The sequence below is a fragment of the Micromonospora arida genome (assembly GCF_003857035.1).
GTDB lineage: Bacteria > Actinomycetota > Actinomycetes > Mycobacteriales > Micromonosporaceae > Micromonospora > Micromonospora arida.
This window is the reverse complement of sequence record NZ_QGSY01000129.1, coordinates 26891-45833: the sequence shown is the minus strand read 5'-3', so window position 1 is coordinate 45833 and position 18943 is coordinate 26891. Positions and strand designations below refer to the sequence as shown.

Annotated in this window: 17 protein-coding genes, 2 tRNA genes and 1 pseudogene; 11 read left to right on the top strand and 9 right to left on the bottom strand. The window is 69.2% G+C overall.

The window, feature by feature from the left end; genetic code table 11:
- The coding region (locus tag DLJ58_RS07365) for a class I SAM-dependent methyltransferase (protein ID WP_148097981.1) at positions 1–664 on the bottom strand (664 nt) is incomplete at its 3' end.
- 212 nt (positions 665–876) lie between these two features.
- Between DLJ58_RS07365 and DLJ58_RS07360 the strand changes: the two genes are divergently transcribed.
- Entirely contained in the window at positions 877–2712 is a 1836-nt protein-coding gene (locus tag DLJ58_RS07360; RefSeq protein ID WP_124854448.1) for a DUF6311 domain-containing protein, read from the top strand.
- Between the two features lie 17 nt (positions 2713–2729).
- On the opposite strand, the gene DLJ58_RS07355 is transcribed toward DLJ58_RS07360, so the two are convergent.
- Complete coding sequence (locus DLJ58_RS07355) at positions 2730–3506, bottom strand: IucA/IucC family C-terminal-domain containing protein (protein ID WP_124854447.1); 777 nt, start codon at positions 3504–3506, stop codon at positions 2730–2732.
- Positions 3507–3833: 327 nt separating this feature from the next.
- Here DLJ58_RS07355 and DLJ58_RS07350 point away from each other — a divergent pair, with 327 nt between their 5' ends.
- The gene (locus DLJ58_RS07350) at positions 3834–5363 is read left to right on the top strand and encodes a peptide deformylase (protein ID WP_124854446.1); all 1530 of its coding nucleotides are present in this window, start codon (positions 3834–3836) and stop codon (positions 5361–5363) included.
- Positions 5364–5431: 68 nt separating this feature from the next.
- On the opposite strand, the gene DLJ58_RS07345 is transcribed toward DLJ58_RS07350, so the two are convergent.
- The gene (locus tag DLJ58_RS07345; RefSeq protein WP_124854445.1) at positions 5432–6547 is read right to left on the bottom strand and encodes a globin domain-containing protein; all 1116 of its coding nucleotides are present in this window, start codon (positions 6545–6547) and stop codon (positions 5432–5434) included.
- A 144-nt stretch (positions 6548–6691) separates the two neighbouring features.
- Here DLJ58_RS07345 and DLJ58_RS07340 point away from each other — a divergent pair, with 144 nt between their 5' ends.
- A complete protein-coding gene (locus DLJ58_RS07340; RefSeq protein WP_124854444.1) occupies positions 6692–7462 on the top strand; it encodes a CPBP family intramembrane glutamic endopeptidase in 771 nt (256 codons plus the stop codon).
- A gap of 4 nt (positions 7463–7466) precedes the next feature.
- On the opposite strand, the gene DLJ58_RS07335 is transcribed toward DLJ58_RS07340, so the two are convergent.
- A complete protein-coding gene (locus tag DLJ58_RS07335) occupies positions 7467–8462 on the bottom strand; it encodes a hypothetical protein (protein WP_124854443.1) in 996 nt (331 codons plus the stop codon).
- A gap of 554 nt (positions 8463–9016) precedes the next feature.
- On the opposite strand from DLJ58_RS07335, the gene DLJ58_RS07330 reads away from it, so the two are divergent.
- Together DLJ58_RS07330 and DLJ58_RS07325 are read left to right on the top strand one after the other, a co-directional pair.
- A tRNA-Ser gene (locus tag DLJ58_RS07330) sits at positions 9017–9107 on the top strand.
- 35 nt (positions 9108–9142) lie between these two features.
- Positions 9143–9215, top strand: a tRNA-Arg gene (locus DLJ58_RS07325).
- Positions 9216–9452: 237 nt separating this feature from the next.
- On the opposite strand, the gene DLJ58_RS07315 is transcribed toward DLJ58_RS07325, so the two are convergent.
- Positions 9453–10370, bottom strand: a complete 918-nt coding sequence (locus DLJ58_RS07315; RefSeq protein WP_244218829.1) for an NAD(P)-dependent oxidoreductase — start codon at positions 10368–10370, stop codon at positions 9453–9455.
- A gap of 83 nt (positions 10371–10453) precedes the next feature.
- Here DLJ58_RS07315 and DLJ58_RS07310 point away from each other — a divergent pair, with 83 nt between their 5' ends.
- Positions 10454–10834: a winged helix-turn-helix transcriptional regulator gene (locus DLJ58_RS07310; RefSeq protein ID WP_124854441.1), complete on the top strand. Its 381-nt coding sequence runs from the start codon at positions 10454–10456 to the stop codon at positions 10832–10834.
- Between the two features lie 114 nt (positions 10835–10948).
- Positions 10949–11242: pseudogene (locus DLJ58_RS35110) on the top strand (hypothetical protein); the annotation flags it as partial.
- Positions 11243–11338: 96 nt separating this feature from the next.
- On the opposite strand, the gene DLJ58_RS07300 reads toward DLJ58_RS35110, so the two are convergent.
- Positions 11339–12298: a DUF1963 domain-containing protein gene (locus tag DLJ58_RS07300; RefSeq protein ID WP_124854439.1), complete on the bottom strand. Its 960-nt coding sequence runs from the start codon at positions 12296–12298 to the stop codon at positions 11339–11341.
- An 80-nt stretch (positions 12299–12378) separates the two neighbouring features.
- Here DLJ58_RS07300 and DLJ58_RS33780 point away from each other — a divergent pair, with 80 nt between their 5' ends.
- Positions 12379–12654 (top strand): hypothetical protein, encoded by a 276-nt coding sequence (locus DLJ58_RS33780; RefSeq protein WP_158629555.1) that lies wholly within the window; start codon positions 12379–12381, stop codon positions 12652–12654.
- Positions 12655–13216: 562 nt separating this feature from the next.
- Here DLJ58_RS33780 and DLJ58_RS07290 read toward each other — a convergent pair.
- Positions 13217–14230, bottom strand: a complete 1014-nt coding sequence (locus DLJ58_RS07290; protein ID WP_244218828.1) for an SAM-dependent methyltransferase — start codon at positions 14228–14230, stop codon at positions 13217–13219.
- Here DLJ58_RS07290 and DLJ58_RS07285 point away from each other — a divergent pair.
- Positions 14223–14432 (top strand): hypothetical protein, encoded by a 210-nt coding sequence (locus tag DLJ58_RS07285; protein ID WP_124854438.1) that lies wholly within the window; start codon positions 14223–14225, stop codon positions 14430–14432. The genes DLJ58_RS07290 and DLJ58_RS07285 overlap by 8 nt on opposite strands.
- Positions 14433–14551: 119 nt before the next feature.
- Here DLJ58_RS07285 and DLJ58_RS07280 read toward each other — a convergent pair whose 3' ends face one another.
- Both DLJ58_RS07280 and DLJ58_RS07275 read right to left on the bottom strand, forming a co-directional pair.
- Positions 14552–15616: an aldo/keto reductase gene (locus DLJ58_RS07280; protein ID WP_124854437.1), complete on the bottom strand. Its 1065-nt coding sequence runs from the start codon at positions 15614–15616 to the stop codon at positions 14552–14554.
- Between the two features lie 58 nt (positions 15617–15674).
- Positions 15675–16400: an SDR family oxidoreductase gene (locus tag DLJ58_RS07275; RefSeq protein WP_124854436.1), complete on the bottom strand. Its 726-nt coding sequence runs from the start codon at positions 16398–16400 to the stop codon at positions 15675–15677.
- Between the two features lie 131 nt (positions 16401–16531).
- Between DLJ58_RS07275 and DLJ58_RS07270 the strand changes: the two genes are divergently transcribed.
- Together DLJ58_RS07270 and DLJ58_RS07265 are read left to right on the top strand one after the other, a co-directional pair.
- Positions 16532–17095: a TetR/AcrR family transcriptional regulator gene (locus DLJ58_RS07270; RefSeq protein WP_124854435.1), complete on the top strand. Its 564-nt coding sequence runs from the start codon at positions 16532–16534 to the stop codon at positions 17093–17095.
- A gap of 615 nt (positions 17096–17710) precedes the next feature.
- Positions 17711–18823: a ricin-type beta-trefoil lectin domain protein gene (locus DLJ58_RS07265; RefSeq protein ID WP_124854434.1), complete on the top strand. Its 1113-nt coding sequence runs from the start codon at positions 17711–17713 to the stop codon at positions 18821–18823.
- Positions 18824–18943: the final 120 nt, after the last annotated feature.

The window sequence follows — 18943 nt, the reverse complement described above, 5'->3', positions numbered from 1 at the left end:
GGAGGACGAGCTGCTCGGCGGCCTTGGTGGCGGGCAGGACGAGGGTGTCGTACACCTTGACCATCGGGCCCTCCTTCGGCATCAGCCGGAAGACCTTGGTGGCCATGAAGTAGCCGATCAGCCCGAGCGCGTTGGCGTAGTGCATCTTCTCGATGGTCAGACCGGCGTCGGTCATCGCCGCCCCGAGCGTCTTCTTCGTGTAGCGGCGGACGTGCCCGGTGGCGATGTCGGCCGGGCCCATCGCGAACTGGAACGCGGGCACGATGATGATCACGGCGCCGCCGGGTCGGACCAGGTCGCGCATGCTCTGTAGCGCGCCCACGTGGTCCTCGATGTGCTCCAGGACGTTGTACGAGACGGCGGCGCTGTAGTCGCCCCGGTCGTTGTGCGGCAGCAGCATCTGGCGGACGTCGACGTTCGGACGGTTGGCCAGGCGCTCCTTGAGCTGCACCAGCCGGGCCGGGTCGGCCTCGGTGGCGGTGAACCGCGGGAGCCGCTCGGACCATTCCAGCGCGTAGTCACCGAGACCGCTGCCGATCTCGATCGGGTCGTCGCCGAGGTACGGCACGGCCAGTTCGATGAACCAGCGACGGTGGTTGACAGCGGTTGCCAGGCCTTCCAGCACCTCGGACTGCACGCGCTGATCCCCAGTGATTTCTGCCATGCGTCGATTCCTCACGATATGAACTCGACCCGTGCCTGGACCGACAGAGTGAATCATCCGCTGGGACGGCGAAAGAATCGGGGCATCGGGGTGGCCGAATTGTGGTCGGGGGGTGGGTTCGTGATCGGCGGTCGGCGAACCCGGCACATAGTACGGCAGTACCCCGAAACATGTCACGGCGGCGTCATGCGCTGACTACCCTATGAATTGTCATGACTACTCCTGAATCGGACGTGCCCAGCGACAGCGGCGGCCCGGCCGCCGCGCCGTCGGCGGAGGGGGCCTCCGGTGCGGTTCGGCCTTCCCGCAAGGGGGTTTGGGCCGATCTGGCCGCCGTGCTGAGCTTCGTGGCGCTCGGCTTCTGGATCACCTGTCGACTCTGGCTGGACCCGGGCAGCGATGTGCGGGACAACCAGTCCGATCAGTCGCAGTTCGAATGGATGATGGCCCACGGTGCGCGAGTGGTCACGCACTTTGCGTATCCGTTCCATTCCAATCAGATGAACGTCCCCGACGGCGTCAATCTGATGGCCAATACGTCCGTATTATCCATTTCATTGCCAATGACGCCGATCACCCTGCTGTTCGGGCCGCGAGCGTCATTTCTGGTCTTTCTCACCGCCGGGATGATTGCCACGGCCACGGCCTGGTATTTCCTGCTCTCCCGGGTCCTGATCGGCAGTCGGGGGCCGGCGTGGCTGGGCGCCGGCTTCTGCGCGTTCGCGCCGGCCATGGTGTCGCACGCCAATGGGCACCCGAACATCGTGTCGCAGTTCGTCGTCCCGTTGATCATTTGGCGCACGCTGCGACTCGGTGAACCGGGCCGCTGGCTGCGCAACGGGGTCCTCCTCGGGCTGGTCATCGTCTGGCAGGCGTTCCTCAACCTGGAGATCCTGCTGATGACCGCGATCGGGCTCGGCGTGATCGTCGGCGTGCTCGCCGTCGGCCGCCCGGATCTACGGTCGCGGGCCCGATCCTTCCTCGCCGGGCTGGCCGTCGCCGCCGGGGTCGCCCTGCTCCTGCTCGCGTACCCCCTGTACGTCCAGTTCTTCGGACCGGGCGCGTACTCCGGGCTGTCCCGTCTGATCCGTGGCTACTCCAGCGACGTGGCCTCGTTCGTCGCGTACTCCCGGGAGTCACTTGCCGGTAGCGCGCGCACCGCCGCGGGCCTGGCCAAGAACCCGACCGAGGAGAACAGCTTCTTCGGCTGGGCGCTGGTGGTGCTGGTGATCGCCCTGGTCTGGTGGCTGCGCCGCTCGATCGTGGTGCTCGCGCTGGCCGCGCTCGGGTTGCTCTTCGCGGTGCTCTCGCTGGGTCGGGAGGTCCGCTTCGACAACCGGGGTACGGGTGTGCCGGGCCCCTGGGCGGCGCTGGAGAACCTGCCCATCCTGCACTCGGTGGTGCCGACACGCTGGGCGTTGGCGATCACACCGATCATCGGGCTGCTGCTCGCCTACGGGGCCGAACGTGCCCGCGAGTTGGCCGAAGCGCATCCGGCCGCCCGGGGGCAGGTCCGTTTCGTCACCGCCACCGTGCTCACCATGGCCCTGTTGCCGATCGTCCCCACCCCGCTGCCCGTGGCCCGCCTCGACCCGGTCCCCAGCTTCGTGACCAGTGGGGCCTGGCGGCCGTACGTGACCGGTGGGCGCAGTGTGGTGACCCTGCCGTTGCCGGACACGACCTACGCCGAGCCGCTGCGCTGGTCCGCGGCGACCCGGCTGGACATGCCGCTGGCCCGTGGCTACTTCCTCGGCCCGGACACCCGCCCGAACGCCGATCCGCCGAAGGTCGCGTTGTTCGGTGCGACTCCCCGCCCCACCAGCAGTTTCTTCGCCACCATCCGGCGCACCGGGGCGGTGCCGCCGATCACCCCGCAGAGCCGGGTCCGAGCGGTCGACGACCTGCGCTACTGGCGGGCCGGGGTGGTGATCCTCGGGCCACACGAGCACGAGGCCGCGCTGCGCCGGGGCATGACCGAGCTGACCGGGATCCAACCGGTCTTCACCGGCGGGGTGTGGGTGTGGGACGTCCGGTCACTGACCGACTGAGCAGTAGCGCGGCCGGCCTAGCGGACGCAGCAGCCCTGGCAGACCTTCGGCCGGGGCAGGGTGAAGGCGAGGCAGCAGGTGCGGCGCTGCACTGTCGGCTCACCGGTCGGCCCCGGCACCAGCTCGATCAGGTCGGCCAGGTCGAGTGCGCCGAGCAGGGTGTCGATGCTCTGCACCGTGGAGCCGGGCAGGGCGTCCGCGGCCCGCAGGATGCCGTGCGCGATGCCGGAGGCGACCGAGCCGAGCAGCGTCCGGGTGCCCACCCGGACCTCGGACTGGATCGCCGTGATGAGGGGCGCCAGGTGAGCGTCGAGCAGGGACGCGCGCAGTGCGGCCAGCAGCTCCGCCTCGTCGGCGACGACCCGCACCTCCGGCAGGCCGGCCAGCGCCAGCGGATCGTTCGGCAGCACCGCGACGGTGGTGCCTCGGCGCAGGCCCATGGTGAGCAGCTGCCGATGGTCCTCGAAGTGGATCAGCAGGTCGGCCGGATCGAGCAGGGGCACCCGCCGGGCGGAGGCCCAGCCGAGCACTACCGGCAGCGCCGCCCAGTAGCTGTAGGACTTCCAGGCCAGCGCCGCGCAGGCGTGCGGGGTGCCGCCCCAGCGGACGGCGGCGCCGTTCAGCAGCTCCGGCAGTCGGCTGCCGTCGATCAGGGTGGTGGCGGGCGCCCAGCCGAGCTCGTCGTCGACCAGCAGGCCCCGGGCGAGGCCGGGGAGGTCGTCTGTGCCGAACATGGCCCGGAGCGCCGCGGTGACGGGGGCGAGCGGCGTGGTGGTGGCCTCCCGCCGTGGCATCACCGCTGTCACCTGAGTCGTCCCCTGTCTGTGTGACCGAGGAGTGCGCCCCGGCGGACGAACCAGTGCCGTCCTGAGCTAAGGCTAGCCTAACCAAGCTCCTGCCCGTAAGGGAAGCCTCACCTTGGTCACATCCCAGACGCCCAGGTCGCCCCGTGTTCAACGGGAGTAGCGCTTCGCGTACTACCCGGAGTCAGTGCTGGGAAACGCCGCCGCACAATCGATGGCCATCGGTGCATTGTCAAGCGGTGTGTCGAAAACATGCCACTTGCGTGTGTGCTCGCGCACGGAACGTGAAAACTTATAGCCCCGGCCACGAGGAAGCCGATGACGACCTCCCCCCTCGAACGGGCTGCCGACTCCTTCGCGGCCGAACTCGCCCGGCAACGGACCGGGCGCGGGCTGTCCAAGAAGCAACTGGCCGTCCTGATGGGGTTCGACCCGTCCTACGTGAGCCACGTCGAGGGGCGCCGGCACCGCCCAACCGAGGACTTCGCCCGTCGCGCGGAGGCCGTCCTGGAGGCCAGCGGCGCGATCTGGCAGCGCTTCCGGGAGTACGACGACCTACGGCACGCCCGGTCGGGTCAGCCGCACCGCGAGCCGTACCTGCCGGGACAGTGGCTGCCACCCGGCACCGGCCTGGTCGTGGAACGGGAACTGGCCACCCTCACCCACGCCGACGACGGCTACCGGTGCGTCATCCACCGTGAGCTGTACAACGCCGGCACCGAGCCGGTCACCCGCTACCTCGTCCGGGTCGCCGTCGACCGCTACCCGAACGACCCCGGCCGCTCCAACCGGCACCATCGGGAGCACCCCCTCACCTTCGCCGAGCTGCAGATACAGGCCCGTCGGGACGACGGCGGCGGAGATCCGGAGCCGATGCACTGGCGAGCCAAGCACGATCGGGACGCGTTCAAGGAAATCTGGCTGCTCTTCGAGAACGGGGAGCGACGCTTCCCCCTCTACCCGGGCGACCGGGCCACCATCGAATACGCGTACAGCGTCGGGCCCGAAAAGTGGGGCCCGTGGTTCCAGCGAGCCGTCCGACTGCCCACCCGGCAGCTCGCCGTACGCCTGGACCTGCCTGCGGCCCTCGACCCGCAGGTCTGGGGCGTGGAGACCTCGCTCAGCGCGGAGGAGGGCCCGCTGCGGACGGCGCCGCAGCGTCACGACGAGGGCGACCGGGTGATCTACGACTGGCAGACTGACGACCCCCCGTTGAACGCCCGCTACCGGATGCAGTGGCGGTTCCGTGCCCGCCCCGACACCGAACCGGACATCGGCCCCGGCGGCGCCCGGGTCCGACCCAGCGACCGGATGCGCGGCCTCGGCATCGTGCAACGCGGGGACGACCTGCTCCGCCAGCGGGCCCGCCCGTTCGACCTGCCCGGGGAGGAAGACGTCGCCCGGGACGTGGTCGACCGGCTCACCATGGCCCTGGCCCGGCTCGACGAGCTGCACCCGTTCAGCAAGGGAGTGGGCGTCGCCGCGTCGCAGTTCGGCATCGGCCGCGCGGCGGCCGTGGTGCGGCCCCCCGACCGGTCGGCGGAGCCCGTCGTGCTGCTCAACCCCCGGGTGGTCGACGCCGACCCGGAGACCGACGAGCAGTACGAGGGCTGCCTCTCCTTCTTCGACCACCGGGGTCTGGTGCCCCGGCCGCTGCGCCTGGACGTGGAACACGCCCAGTGGGACGGCAGCCGGATCATCACGTCGTTCGAATTCGGCATGGCCCGGCTGGTCGCGCACGAGATCGACCACCTGGAGGGCCGGCTCTACGTCGACCGGATGGCACCCGGCGTGCCGTTGGTGCCGGTGGAGGAGTACCGCGAGACCGGGCGCCCCTGGCGCTACTGACCAGGAAGGGACCGGGGCGCGTGCCCCAGGGGGCAGGGGCACGCGCCCCGGTGTGGGGGGAGGAACGTCTAAAGGTCACCGAAGGTGTCGTAGCGGATGTGCGGCGGCGGCACGTTGTCCGCGGCGAGCACCCGCAGGGTGGACCGGACCATCCGGGCGGCACCGGAGACGTAGCAGTCGTGCGTGGTCCACGGGCCGTACCGGGCCACCACCTCCGGAATCTCGCCCTGCTCGCCGTCGAAGTCCGGATCCTCACTGCACGCCGCGGTGACCGACAACCACGGGTGTACGGCCACCAACTCCTGCAACCCGTCCAGGCCGTACAGGTCGGCCGCCTGCCGTGCGCCGTAGAAGACGTGCACCCACCGGGTCCGGTTGAAAGTGGCCAACTCCTCCACCAGCGCCTTGATCGGCGCCAGCCCGACGCCGCCGGCCACGCAGAGGATGTCCCGTTCCGAGGCGCGGTCCAGGGTCATCGACCCCATCGGCGCCGCCAGGCGGATCAGGTCACCCGGCCGCACCCGCCGCACCAGGGCGCCGGACACCCAACCGGCCCCCGGAGACCGCACGTGGAACTCCAGCACGTTGTCGTCGTTCGGGGCGTTCGCCACCGAGTAGTTGCGCCACACCCGGGGGTGGTAGCGCGGCACCTCCAGGCTCACGTACTGCCCTGCCTGCCAGCGCAGCGGATGCTGCAACGCCCGGCAGGTCAGCACGGCGGTGTCCGGGCCGTACCGCTCGTGGGTCAGCACCTCGGCGTGCCAGAACGGCGGGTCGTCGTCGGAGGCGGCGCCGGCCACCATCAGGGCGGCGATCGCCGCGTACGCCTCCCGCCACGCCTGGTCGTACTCCAGGTTCCAGCCGTCACCGGCGGTGCTGCGCAGCGCGTCCAGCAGCGCGACGCCCATCGTGGCGTAGTGCCGCTCGTCGACGTGGTACTTGCGATGGTCGCGGCCCAGCGCCCGGAGGAACTCGTCGAAGCTCTCCGGGTCGTCGACCGTGTGGATCGCCGTGATGATCGCTTCGAGTAGACGGTCGCCCTGGCCGGTCATCTGCACCGGGAAGAGTTGCCGCAGGGCGGGGTCGAGCAGGAACAGCCGAGCGTAGAAGTGACCGCTCAACCGGACCCGGTCGTCCTCGACCAGGGTCCAGCTCTCCTTCAGCAACCGCGCGAGGTTGTCCACGGACGCTCCTTCTCCAGACGACAACGGATCGGGCGCCCATAGAATCTCCACGGAGAGTGTCGACTGGTCGCACAGAATGTGCGATCGGCTCATGGTGGCCGGTCGGCCATGTCACGGGTGCCGTACGTCGGGCAGAGTGGTGCGGTGACCGTTGAGCTGACCCGCCCGGTGTCCCGCCGACTGTTGGGCACCGAGACGCTGCTGGTCCTCGGCCTCTCCCTCGGCCAGTCCGCGATCTACGCGGTGGTGTCGATCATCGCGAAGTTGACCGCCGACGGTCCGCTCTCCAAGCAGACCGCCTCGCTGAACACCTCGGCGTCGGCCCGCCCCTGGCTGGACCTCACGTACCAGCTGCTCGGCATCGTGTTCGCGCTGCTGCCGGTGCTGCTCGCCGTACACCTGCTCACCCGTGACCCCGGCGACCCGGCGCGGACCCTCGGCCTGGACGCCCGACGGCCCGGTCAGGACGTGGCCCGCGGCGCCGGCCTGGCGGCGCTCATCGGCCTACCCGGGCTGGCGTTGTTCTGGGTGGCGGCCCACCTGGGCCTCAACGCCACGCTGGTGCCGGCCGCGCTGCCGGACGTCTGGTGGGCGGTTCCGGTGCTGATCCTCGCCGCCGTGCAGAACGCCGTGCTGGAAGAGGTGATCGTGGTCGGTTACCTGGTCACCCGGCTGCGCCAGCTCCAGTGGCGGCTGGCCGCGATCATCGCGGCCAGCGCGTTGCTGCGCGGCTCGTACCACCTGTACCAGGGCTTCGGCGCGTTCGTCGGCAACGCGATCATGGGCGTCGTGTTCAGCCTCTTCTACCTGCGTACCCGGCGGGTGATGCCGCTGATCATCGCGCACACAGTGCTCGACGTGTTCGCCTTCGTCGGCTACGCACTGCTGCCCCGGGAGTGGTTCGACTGGCTCTGATCCGTCAGCGCCGGTCGGGTCGGTAGACGGCCACCGTTCGGGCCGCGAGCCGGTCGGCCGCCGCCGCGTCACCCAACGCCGCCGCGAGCACCGCCGCGCCCGGCAGCAACCGGGCCACCAGCCGCAAGGCCACCCAACCACCGGCCTGCGCCGTGAGCGGCGCGGCCAGTCGCCAGGCCGCCTCCGCCACCCGCGGCCATGCCCCCTCGACCGGGTCACCCGCCGTCTCGGCGGCGGCCAGAGCCGCCGCCGCGCTCGCCCGATCCGGGTGCACCTGGGTCAGCACCAGCAGGTCAACGGCCCGGTCGGGATGCGTCGGATCCTTGCCGTACGCGGCGGCCAGGTGCAGTACCAGCTCAGAGTGCGTCCACAGAACCGCCGCCAACTCGGCCAGCGGCGCGAAGAACCCGGCCAGCGCGGCGGTTGCCCCACCCGCACCCGCCGAGCGGACGAACCGCCGGGTCGCCAACCGGGCCAGGCCGTCCGCCGAGGCGTCCGCATACCTGTCGCGCAACCCAGCGGCCCACTCGGCCGCGCCGGGCCCGAACGTCCGCACCGCAGCCAGAGCCAACAGCTCCGGCGCGAAGCCAGGGTGGTCGAGCACGCGCGCGGCGACCGCGCGCAGCTCCGATTCCGGGGTACGCCCCAGAGCCGGCTCAGCCTGCCGCGCGGCGGGTTCTGCCGGTGACAGCTGCTGCTCGGCGGATGCCGCCTGCTGCTCGTGCTCGGTCGGTGCCGTCCGCTGCGCGGCCACGGGTTCGGGGGCGGGCTCGGTAGGCGCGGTGCTCTTGCGTGGGGTGACCGCGCGCTTGGTCGTCTTTGCGGCTCTGACCGGCGTCGCCGGTGTGGTGCTCGCCTCTTCGATCGGGCTCGCGGCGGTGGTGGCGGCGCTCCCTGCTGCCGTGGTGCTCGCGGCCTGGGTGGTGCGCGCGGCCTTGGTGCTTGCTGCTCTGGTGAGGTTTGCAGCGCGCTTGCGGGATGCCGGCGTGGTCGGGGTCACCTCGGCGGGCGTCTCGGCTGCCTTCCGGGGGGCAGTCTTGCGAACAGGGGTGGTCCGGGCCTTCGGCGGTATCGGTGCGATGCCTGATGCTGGGCCCGGTTGGTCGCCGTTCGGCTGTACGGGCTGCTCCGCGCCCGCCTCGGAAGTTTCGGTCGGTGCGGGTCGGGGCTGTCGAGGCAGGGGTCGGTCCGGCTCCGGCGGCTGGAAGAGCACCGCCGGGGCAGCCTTGGCCCGTCGAGGGCGTTGGCTCGCCGGGGCGGCTGCCGGCGGTGCTGCCGCTTCAGGCTCCACCACCTCGGTGGGCTCCTCGGCCGCGATCGGCGGCCGGAAGGTGGCCCGTGGGGAGCGCGGACGCGCTCGTTCAGCAGGCTCTCGACGGGTCGACTCGCTGGGCGGCTGCTCCTGCATATCGATGGAGCGTAGTCCCGATCACGCCAACGCACAGCGTTGAAACACGGGGGCGGGCCGACCCCGGTGGGCGTACCCCGGAAGTCGTTTTGCTCCCGGTGGGTGGCGACCTGTATCCTCGGGCGCGGTGGTCTGAGGATCACCAGGGAGACTTCGCCTAGTCTGGTCTATGGCGCCGCACTGCTAATGCGGTTGGGGTCTTAAAGCCCCTCCCGGGTTCGAATCCCGGAGTCTCCGCGCGAAAGCCGGGTGTGTACACTGGCTGAGCACAAGCGCCCGTAGCTCAATGGATAGAGCATCTGACTACGGATCAGAAGGTTAGGGGTTCGAGTCCCTTCGGGCGCACAAACAGCCCTCTAGCAGGCCGTAAGGCAGCTAGAGGGCTTCTTCTTGTCTAGCCAGGACTGTGAATACCTTCTTACTCTCCGTGCATGGCCAAGATGCTGCCGCGTAGTGTCGGCCAGCCCCGCAGGGTTGCGGGCGCGGCCAGGGCTTCGACCCGGCAGCAGGGAGTCGGCGGCGTTGGCCAGAGGACGGCGTGGCTTGCCGGCGTATATTTGCTCGTCGGATGGGTCCCGCAAGTCAGCTGATGAGACGAGGCCGCTTGTCGCGTGGGTCGCGGATGCTGTCGATGATGCGGGTCCAGTTGTCGCCGCCGTGCCCATTCCCGATCGCATGCCGATAATGTGCTCGCACGGCCAGGGGAAGCCCGAGGTCGAGGCCCAGTGTCGTGCTGGTCTCGACGATGTGGTCGGCGGTCGCGCCCATCATGGTGACCGTGCTGAGATCGCCGGGGTGTTCTCCAGCGTCCAGCGCGGCGCCGGGGGTTTCCTCGCCGGCGCGGAGGATGGCGCCGATCGACTCGGCCGAGGCGATCAGCTCCGGCATTGCCTCCGTGGCCGTCATTCCCGTGGCACCCAGCATCGCGGTGGCGTGCATCAACGCGGACAGAGTGCCGAGGAATACGGCGAGCTGGGCTTGATACATCATCTGGGCGAGGCCCGGGTCCTCGCCCAGGTGGTGCGGCGCGCCGAGCTGGGCCAGCGCCTCTCGGCTGCCGTCCATCACTTCGCTGGGGCCGCTGTAGTAGACGTACGCCGCGTCGGTGCCGACCATCGGCGCTGGGACCATGACGCCGCCGGTGAGGAAGGCCGCTTCGTGGCCCGCCGCCCAGGATGCCGCCTCGCGGCTGCGGTCGGGAGTGTCGGAGCTGAGGTTGACCAACGTCCGGCCGGCGAGAGACGCGGTGGCCGGGCCGAGGATGTCGTACATCGCTTGGTAGTCGGTAAGGCTGAGGATGACGAGGCTGCTCGCCTCGACCGCCTCGGCGGGTGTCACCGCGAGCGTCGCGCCGTCGGCGACGACGCCCTCGGCCCGGCCGGTGGTGCGGTTCCAGACCGTGACGGGGTGCCCGGCGGCGAGGAGGGTGCGGGTGATCGCCTGGCCCATCGGGCCGAGCCCGATCACGGTGACGGCGCTGTTGTGCTGTCGGTTGTTCACCTGTCCATGCTCGGCGACGTGTCACTATCTCGTAAGTACGCACTAAATCCTGCGGTACTTACCTTTCAGTAAGGGGGCCAGCGGTGGCCAAGTCATCCCGACGCGGGCCGTACATCTGCGGCATCGACGCGGCGCTCGACGTGGTGAGCGGCAAGTGGAAAGGCCTGATCCTCTGGGAACTCGAGGCCCATGGCGTACGCCGTTTCGCGCAGTTGCGTCGGGGTCTGCCCGGAGTGAGCGAGAAGATGCTGACTCAGCATTTGCGCGAGCTCGAGGAGGACGGCCTGGTGCGCCGGAAGGTCCACGCCGAGGTGCCGCCCCGGGTGGAATACTCTTTGACCGAGCACGGGCGCACGCTCAACCAGGCGATCGGGCCGCTCGGCGCCTGGGGGAGCGAGCGGATCCGTCGCGAGACCGCCGAGGTGATCGACGTGGCTTCCGAAGGCCGGGCGGCCCTGCGCTGATCAAGCGGGGTCCTATCCGGGACGTCCCAGCAGTGCCGTGGCCACGGCAACCTGCGCCGGCTGGCGGCTATGAAGCTGCACGCCACCCAACGCGCGGCTCGGAACCGGTGACCCGTGGCCAAGAGGCTCTCCAAGGCCGAGATCCAGCGCCGGGCGATCGACATCCGCAAGACCGACCTCGATCTCACCGAATTCGACCAGCTGTGCCCCTACGAACTCGCCCGCGAGCACGGGATCGCAGTGCACCCGCTCGACGGCCTGACAGAGTTCGGGTGCCCTGAAGGCTCCGTCACCTTCTACGCCTCCGAGCGTCCGGATGTCTGGTCTGCGGCGCTGGTGCCCGCGGGAACGGGCCAGTTCATCGTGGAGAACACCTCGCACCTGCCGCGCCGCCGCAGATTCAACGTCGCCCACGAGATGGCCCACGTGCTCCTTGAACATGAATTCGACCGGGTCATGTTCAGCGCCGAGGGGCGCCACCGGGAGAGCAACCCCTGTCCTCGCTCATTCGGTGAACTCGGTCCAGGAGACGGCGCGGTCGAACCGCTGGGCGGCGAGGTCGTCGACGCGGATCATGAAGCGGCCGAAGTAGACGTCGTCACGGGTCCGGAACTGCATCAACGGGAGCCACTCCCGGCGTACCCTCTGCAACTCCTGTTCCACGAGGAAGGCCTCCTGGGCGCGGTCGACGCTGGTCAGGCGGCCTCGAAGCTTCGTCTCCGCCATCTCCAGCTCAGGATCGTCGTACAGGTTGTCGTAGGACACCCCGCCGGTGTTCCATGAGTAGCCGCCGAACTGGAAGGCGGTGAAGTTGGCGGCCGGCCAGAGCCGGTCGACCAGGGCACACAGTTCCCGACGGTGCGGCATGTCGCGCGCCAGCTGCTGCTGAAAGTCGGACAGGTCCGCATCCTCGGCGGTCAACCACGAGGGCAGGTCGGCGTGGACGACAGCGAAAAGGTCCTGCTCGGGGGCGATGAAGTTACGGTTCTTGTAGTAGGGATGGGCAGCGTAGTCAGCCGGCAGCTGCGCCGTGGTCTCCGCGCCGGCGCGTACATGAAGCAGCCGCCCGTACTGCTGCTTGTCGCTGCGCTCACAGACGTCGTAGTCCTCTTCGTGATGAAGGAACACCAGCAGGGAGCCGTCCGACGGTAGCGGCAGGCGCTCGACCCGCGGCAGCGCGGCACAGTCGAAGGACGCGATGAACGGCAGCGGGTAGCCCTCCGGGTCGGTGGGCCACAGCGTGCCGACCGGCAGCTGCGGCAGGCCGCCGGCCCGACCGACGAGCAGGTCGGCGGGCTGACCGGCCGGCAGCCCCCGAGGATGCGCCACGATCTCGCCGTTGTACTGCTGATTTGCCCAGATGGAGAAGCGCAGCAGCTCGGCGAACGTCGCCGTCTCGGTCTCGGTGAAACCCGCGTCGGTCGCGGCTCGCCGCAAAAGCCCGTAGTGATCCACGGACTTCATACTGACAGGCTTGATTGAATCGGCGACCGGCAGGCGTCTCGTATCCGATCTTCGGCTACTCGCGCACCGCGGCGGCCAGGATGTCGAGTCGTGCCCTTGCGGTCGAAGCCGCTCTGTCCGCGGTCAGCACCGTGGCCCGGGACTTGGTCTTCAGCGGCTTCACACCGGTGGCCTGGGCGGGAGCGGTGCTCAGGGCGGAAGCGACGAGCGCGGGTGGTGATGACGGCGGCGGCCTGCTTGCCGAGATGGGTGAACTCATTTTCGAGCTTTCTTCCGGTCGGGTACGGGTGGTGGCTGCGCGATCCACCACCCGTACTTCGCTCGGATTCGGCCGGATGGGTGCGGACATCTCGTGAGAGTTCCGCGCAGCAGGCTCTTGCCTGGGTCATGGCGTCGCCGCCGCGCTCATGGCGCCCACGGACGCTCCGGTTCAACTGCCCCGTTCGACCATCCTGGCCGCCGCCCGGCCGGGGACGAGCCGAGATCATCCCAGCAGTGAGGCAGCGGTGGGCTCGGGGTCATTGCCACGCCCGCGAGCCGCGGATCAGCTCGTCATGTAGCGCAGGTCCCGCACCACCTCGTACGTTCCCCCCGATCGGGCCGCCACTCCCGTACGTCGATACGGTCTCGAGCGGGCTGTTTGTCCAGGGCGCCGGTGGCGCTCCGCCGACGAGCGCCGACGTCGTTGCGCTGGACAGGTGAGGGGTCGCCGCGCGGATGGCTGTGACCCGGCCCTCGCCGCAGGGTCCCCGCCGGCTGGTACGAACGGATACGCCCTCGTCCACCTTTAGGTGGCGGGGGCGTATCCGTCGTTCTGCCGTGCCGGTGAAGCCGAGCTTGCGCCAAGCCGGGCGGTCGAGGTCCTGCACTCAATCGTGTACGGCGGTGAAGGTGCACGCCCCGGCGACAACCGTGCCGTTAGTTGTTCTTGCGGGCGACGGCGCAGTACTCGGAGGCGGGCGTCGTGTCGTTGCCGTTAGGGCGCCAGCGCGAGCAGGTGACGAGCCCGGGATCGATCAGTTGCAGCCCGGCGAACAGGTCGGTGATCTGCGCAGGGGACCGGATCGTCATTGGCGCTGAGCCGCCAGCGTTCCACATCCGCACGGCCCGGTCGACGGCCTCCGGGTTGACCTCGCGGGTCGGATGGGAGATCACCAGGTGGCTGCCGGCTGGGACGGCGTCAAGCAGCTGGTGAACGATGCGGGCCGCCTCCGCGTCGTCGACGACGAAGTTGAGAATGCCGAGCAACATGATCGCGATGGGTTGGTCGAAGTTCAGTGTGCGGCGCGCTTCGGTGATGATCCGTTCGATGTCCCTGATGTCCGCGTCGATGTAATCGGTGGCGCCCTGCGGGCTGCTGGTCAGCAACGCGCGGGCGTGAGCCAACACCATCGGGTCGTTATCGACGTAGACGATGCGCGAGTCAGGTGCGGCGCTCTGGGCGACTTCATGAGTGTTGTCCGCGGTGGGAAGGCCGGTGCCGATGTCGAGGAACTGCCGGATCCCCACCTCGTCAGCGAGGTACCGGACCGCGCGACCGAGGAACTGCCGGTTGAACCGGGCCGACTGCACCAACTCCGGCATGAAGGCGAGGACCTGCGCGGCGGCCTCCCGGTCGGCGGCGAAATTGTCCTTACCGCCTAGGAGGTGGTTCCACAGGCGGGCGGAGTGGGCAACGCTGGTGTCGAGCTTGTCGTACGCAGACGAGGACGTGTTCGTCACCGGGGCTCCTTCAAGGCGGACCGCGGTACGGGAGGAGTGATCGCGTGTCCGGGCAAGCCTAACGCCTTCGTGCTCCATCGTGGATCCCTGCACATTGATGCCGTTGCAGGCGATGTCGTTGCTGCGCGCCCGCGGCGGTGCGGAAGCGTCGATGTGACGATGGTGGCGCTGCGGCGGGTCGTGGAGCCCTCTCGCGTCGGGCCTGCTCACCGGCCGTTTCCGTGGTGGCGAACAGCCCTCCACCGGGCGCATGCACTGGGTGCCCCGGCACATGACCGACCCCCGCAACCACGCGACCGTCGAACGACTCGTACCGATCGCCGACGACGCCGGACTGTCACCCACCCACCTGGCCCTGGGCTTCGTCGTCAGGCACCCGACGCACGGAGAGCAGGCCGCCACAGGTGAGTGACACCGCGATGGGGCGAGGTGAAGTTCGCCCTCGCCCCCATCGCGGGAGTTCTCCAGTTCTGCGGCAGATGCTCGGCTGAGTACCCGGCCGGCCATGGGCGGGAGTGTCGCCGCGTCGAATCAGCGGCGGGCTTGGATCTTCAGGTCGCCGCGGGTCTGCACGCGAATGTGGTCGCTGGCGAGCATCGCGTGGGGGAAGCCGAGGTCGATGGCGCTCACCTCGTCCAGACGGGCCAGGTGCGACGGGCTGAGGTCGACCTCCAGGACTCCCAGGTTTTCCCGTAGTTGTTCGGTGGTCCGGGCTCCGATGACCGGCGCTGTCACCCCCGGGTTCTGCAGGGTCCAGGCGAGCGCGACCTGAGCCGGCGTACGGCCCAGTTCCTCGGCGACGTCCTTGACCACGTCCACGATGGCCAGGTTGCGCTCGGTCACGCCCCCGAGGGCCACGTTGAAGCTCTTCCGGACGCTTCCACTGTTGTGGTTCGGCGGGGTGGTCAGGTCCTCACGGCTGTATTTGCCGGTGAGCACTCCTCCCGCCAGTGGCGACCACAGTACGGTGCCCAGCCCCATCTCCTGCGCCATCGGGATGAGGTCACGCTCCCCGGTCCGCTCCACCAGGTTGTACTCCAGCTGCAGCGCCACCAGCGGCGACCAGCCCCTCAGATCGGCGATCGTCTGCATGCGGGAGACCTGCCAGGCCGGGGTGTTGGAAACGGCCACGTACAGGATCTTGCCCTGCCGGACGAGGTCGTCCAGTCCACGCAGGATCTCTTCCACGGGTGTGGTGGGGTCCCACACGTGGAGGTAGAGAAGGTCGATGTAGTCGGTGTTCAACTGTCGCAGGCTGGTTTCGACGGCCCCGAACAGGCTCTTGCGGCTGGCGCCGCCGGAGTTGGGGTCGTTCGGCCGGCGCAGGGTCGTGTACTTCGTGGCCAGCACGAGCCCGTCGCGCCGTCCCTGGGCGAACTCGCCGATCATGCGTTCCGACGTGCCGTTGGTATAGGTGACCGCCGTGTCGATGAAGTTCCCACCGCGCTCGACGTAGAGGTCGAACAACTTGCGGGCTTCATCCTGCTCGGCCCCCCAGCCCCAGTCGTTGCCGAAGGTGGCCGCGCCTAGCGCGAGCGGCGAAATCCGCAGGCCGGAGCGCCCCAGTTGCCGGTAGGTGTCGAGGGTGAGTGGCATGTGCTTCTCCTGTGGTGGTGGTTTCGGGTGTTCGGGAGATGGGCGACGTGCCCGAATGTCAGGCGCCGAGTCCGTAGCCGCCGGCCACGACGATGTCCTGGCCGGTGACATAGCCGGCCGCCGCCGAGGCCAGAAAGGCAACGACCTCCGCGACCTCTTGGCTGGACCCGAACCGCTCGAACGGGATGCGTGCGCGCATGGCGTCCCGGCGGCTCTGGGGCACTGCCAGCTTGTCGAACAGCGGAGTCTCAGTCGCTCCGGGACTCACGGCGTTGACGCGGATCCTGCGTGGAGCCAGTTCAAGCGCGAGCGAGGGCAGCATCGCCAGGAGAGCTCCGCGGGTCGCTGCTCCCACCGTGGCGCCTGGGCTGCCGCGGCGGGCTCCGACGCCCACGGTGAGGACGATCGATCCGCCGTCGTTCATGAGCGGCAGAGCCTTCTGGAGGGTGAAGTACTGGCCTTTGAAGTTGACGTCGGCCTGTTCGTCGAAGGACGCCTCCGTCACGTCGGCCACCGGTGCGGGGCGGAAGATCCCAGCGTTGAGGAACAGCAGGTCAAGAGACCCAAGACGGTCCGACACCGTCGTCATGAGCGCGTCGGTGTCGGCCATGACACGGGAGTCGGCGGGGACGACGAGGACGTCGTCGGGGAGCTCTCGTCTCGCTCGCGCGAGTGACTCGGGGTTCTGTCCGGTGACTGCGACCCGGTAGCCGCGGGCGTGCAGTAGTTCGGCGGTCGCTCTGCCGATTCCGGTTGTGCCCCCGGTGATGAGCGCTGCGGGCATGGGTTGCCTTTCGTCGAGCGTACGGCTGTCTCCAGCTAACGGGGACCTCCCCGTTTATGTCACCGTACACTAAGCGGGGATCTCCCCGATTCATTCCCCCCGTCGAGCCGGACCAGCGATTGTGAGCGCCCATGACTCCGCGAAGGACCACCCTGCGGGCCGATGCCCAGCGCAACCGCGCACACCTGATCGCCACTGCCGCCGAAGCCTTCGCCTCCGGGCAGGCGATCTCCCTGGACGCGATCGCCAAACGCGCGGGGGTGGGCAACGCCACCCTCTATCGCCACTTCCCCACCAGGGAGGATCTGGTGGAGGAGGTCTACCGGGACCAGATCCGCCCCCTACGCCAGGATGCGCAATCCTTCCTGGCCACCGAGCAGCCCGCCCAGGCTCTACATGCCTGGATGCGCCGCTTCGCCGAGTGGGCAGGCGAACGGCGCGGCATCTGCGACGCCCTGGTTGCCATGAGCGCTTCCGGACGTTTCGGCACCGGCCCGGTCTGCGACGAGGTCCAGCAGATTCTGGGAATGGTGCTCGCGGCGGGCGCCGAGGCAGGGGAACTGCGCAGCGACATCGACCCGGTCGATGTCGGCGGCATCCTCGCCGGCGTGCTCTCCGTGGCCGGCGGACCGGACCAGCGCGCCCGGCTCGACCGTATGCTCACCGTCGTCGTCGACGGGCTCAGGTCGCGGTGAGCGGCCCACCGCCGGCGGTTTGCAGACCAAAGGCGGCGAAGGGCCACCATGATCACTGACGCCCAGCTCACTCCAGCGAACGTGCCCTGTCCCCAGGCCGGCGCAGCGGCGACAAATCGGTTATCGCCACCAAGGGCGAAGGTAGTCGAGCGATGCTCACATCAACCGGGCTTATGCGAAAAAGACCTACATTCGGCGTAGGTGCCACAGCGTCCCGATCGCCCCACACGCGCTCATCCGCCCGACCGGCACCGGGCGACCCCGCGCCGGTCACAGCGCCTCGCCGATCCTCGGCGTCACTCGCGCAGGCCGTCGGGGCGACGCAGCAGACATGATCGACTCGTTTTTCATGAAGTCGGGGCATCCCTGGCACCAGGACGGGCCGACTTCTCGAAAGCCGAGTCGATCATCCGCACGGGCCGCGCGCTGGCTCTGCCGCCGCGATCCGGGTTGCCGGCACGCTTGACGTGGGCCAGATCAGCGACAAGAATTTACATGAATCGTTGTTAGCGTTAACAAACCCGTCCCAGTGCTGCGACGGCATCGTCATGCCGATGTCGCGGGTCGCGACGGCCTGACTCCTCGGTCAGCACTACCACTGCAGAGGAGAAATCTATGCGAACGAGGGCAAGATGGCTCGCGGCGACCGCCGCGCTCGGGGTCGTCCTCGCCGGGGTGCTGACCTCGACCGGTCCGGCGAGCGCGGAATCCAACGGCGGGGTACGGGTGATGCCGCTCGGCGACTCCATCACCGAGGGCACCCAGGTGCCGGGCGGGTACCGCATCGGGCTCTGGCAGCGGCTCGTCAACGGTCGGTACACGGTGGACTTCGTCGGGTCACAGTTCAACGGGCCTTCCAGCCTGGGTGACCACGACCACCAGGGGCATCCCGGCTGGCGCATCGACCAGATCGACGCGAACATCGTCGGCTGGCTGAACACCCAACGGCCGCAGACCGTTCTGCTGCACATCGGCACCAACGACATTCTGCAGAACTACAACGTCAGCACCGCGCCGAACCGGCTCTCCACCCTGATCGATCGGATCACCACCACGGCTCCCACCGCGGAGGTGTTCGTCGCGCAGATCATCCCGCTCTCCAACAGCAACCAGGAGGCGGCCGCACGTACCTTCAACGCGGCGATCCCCGGCATCGTGCAGAGCAAGGTGAACGCCGGCAAGCGGGTACGCCTGGTCGACATGCACAGCGCACTCACCACCGCCGACCTGATCGACGGCGTTCACCCCACGTCCGGCGGTTACGACAAGATGGCTGCCCGCTGGTACAGCGCGCTGCAGTCGGTGCCCGGCAGCATCGGCGACCCGGGCAGCGGCGGCGGACAGACCACGGCGATCGTGGGTGCCCTGTCCGGTCGCTGCGTCGACGTGCCCGGCTCGTCCACCACCAACGGCACGCAGGTGCAGTTGTGGGACTGTCACGGCCGCACCAACCAGCAGTGGACCTACACGACCACCAAGACGCTGACTGTGTACGGCAACAAGTGCCTCGACGCCGCCGGCTATGGCACCTCCCCGGGCACCCTGGTCACCATCTACGACTGCCACGGCGGAACGAACCAGCAGTGGAACGTCAACGCCAACGGCACCATCACCGGGGTGCAGTCCGGCCTCTGCCTTGACCCGTACAACGTGGGTACGGGAAACGGCACGAAGCTCGTTCTCTGGACCTGCACCGGCCAGGCCAACCAGCAGTGGAGCCGCCGATAGCTCGTATGGTCGCGCCGGGTGGTGGTCGGATCGCTGATGATCCGACCACCGCCGCCTGCTCAGTCGGTCCTCGCAAGCGACGAATCAGGGTTGGCACCGCCGGACGCTCCGGACGAGACC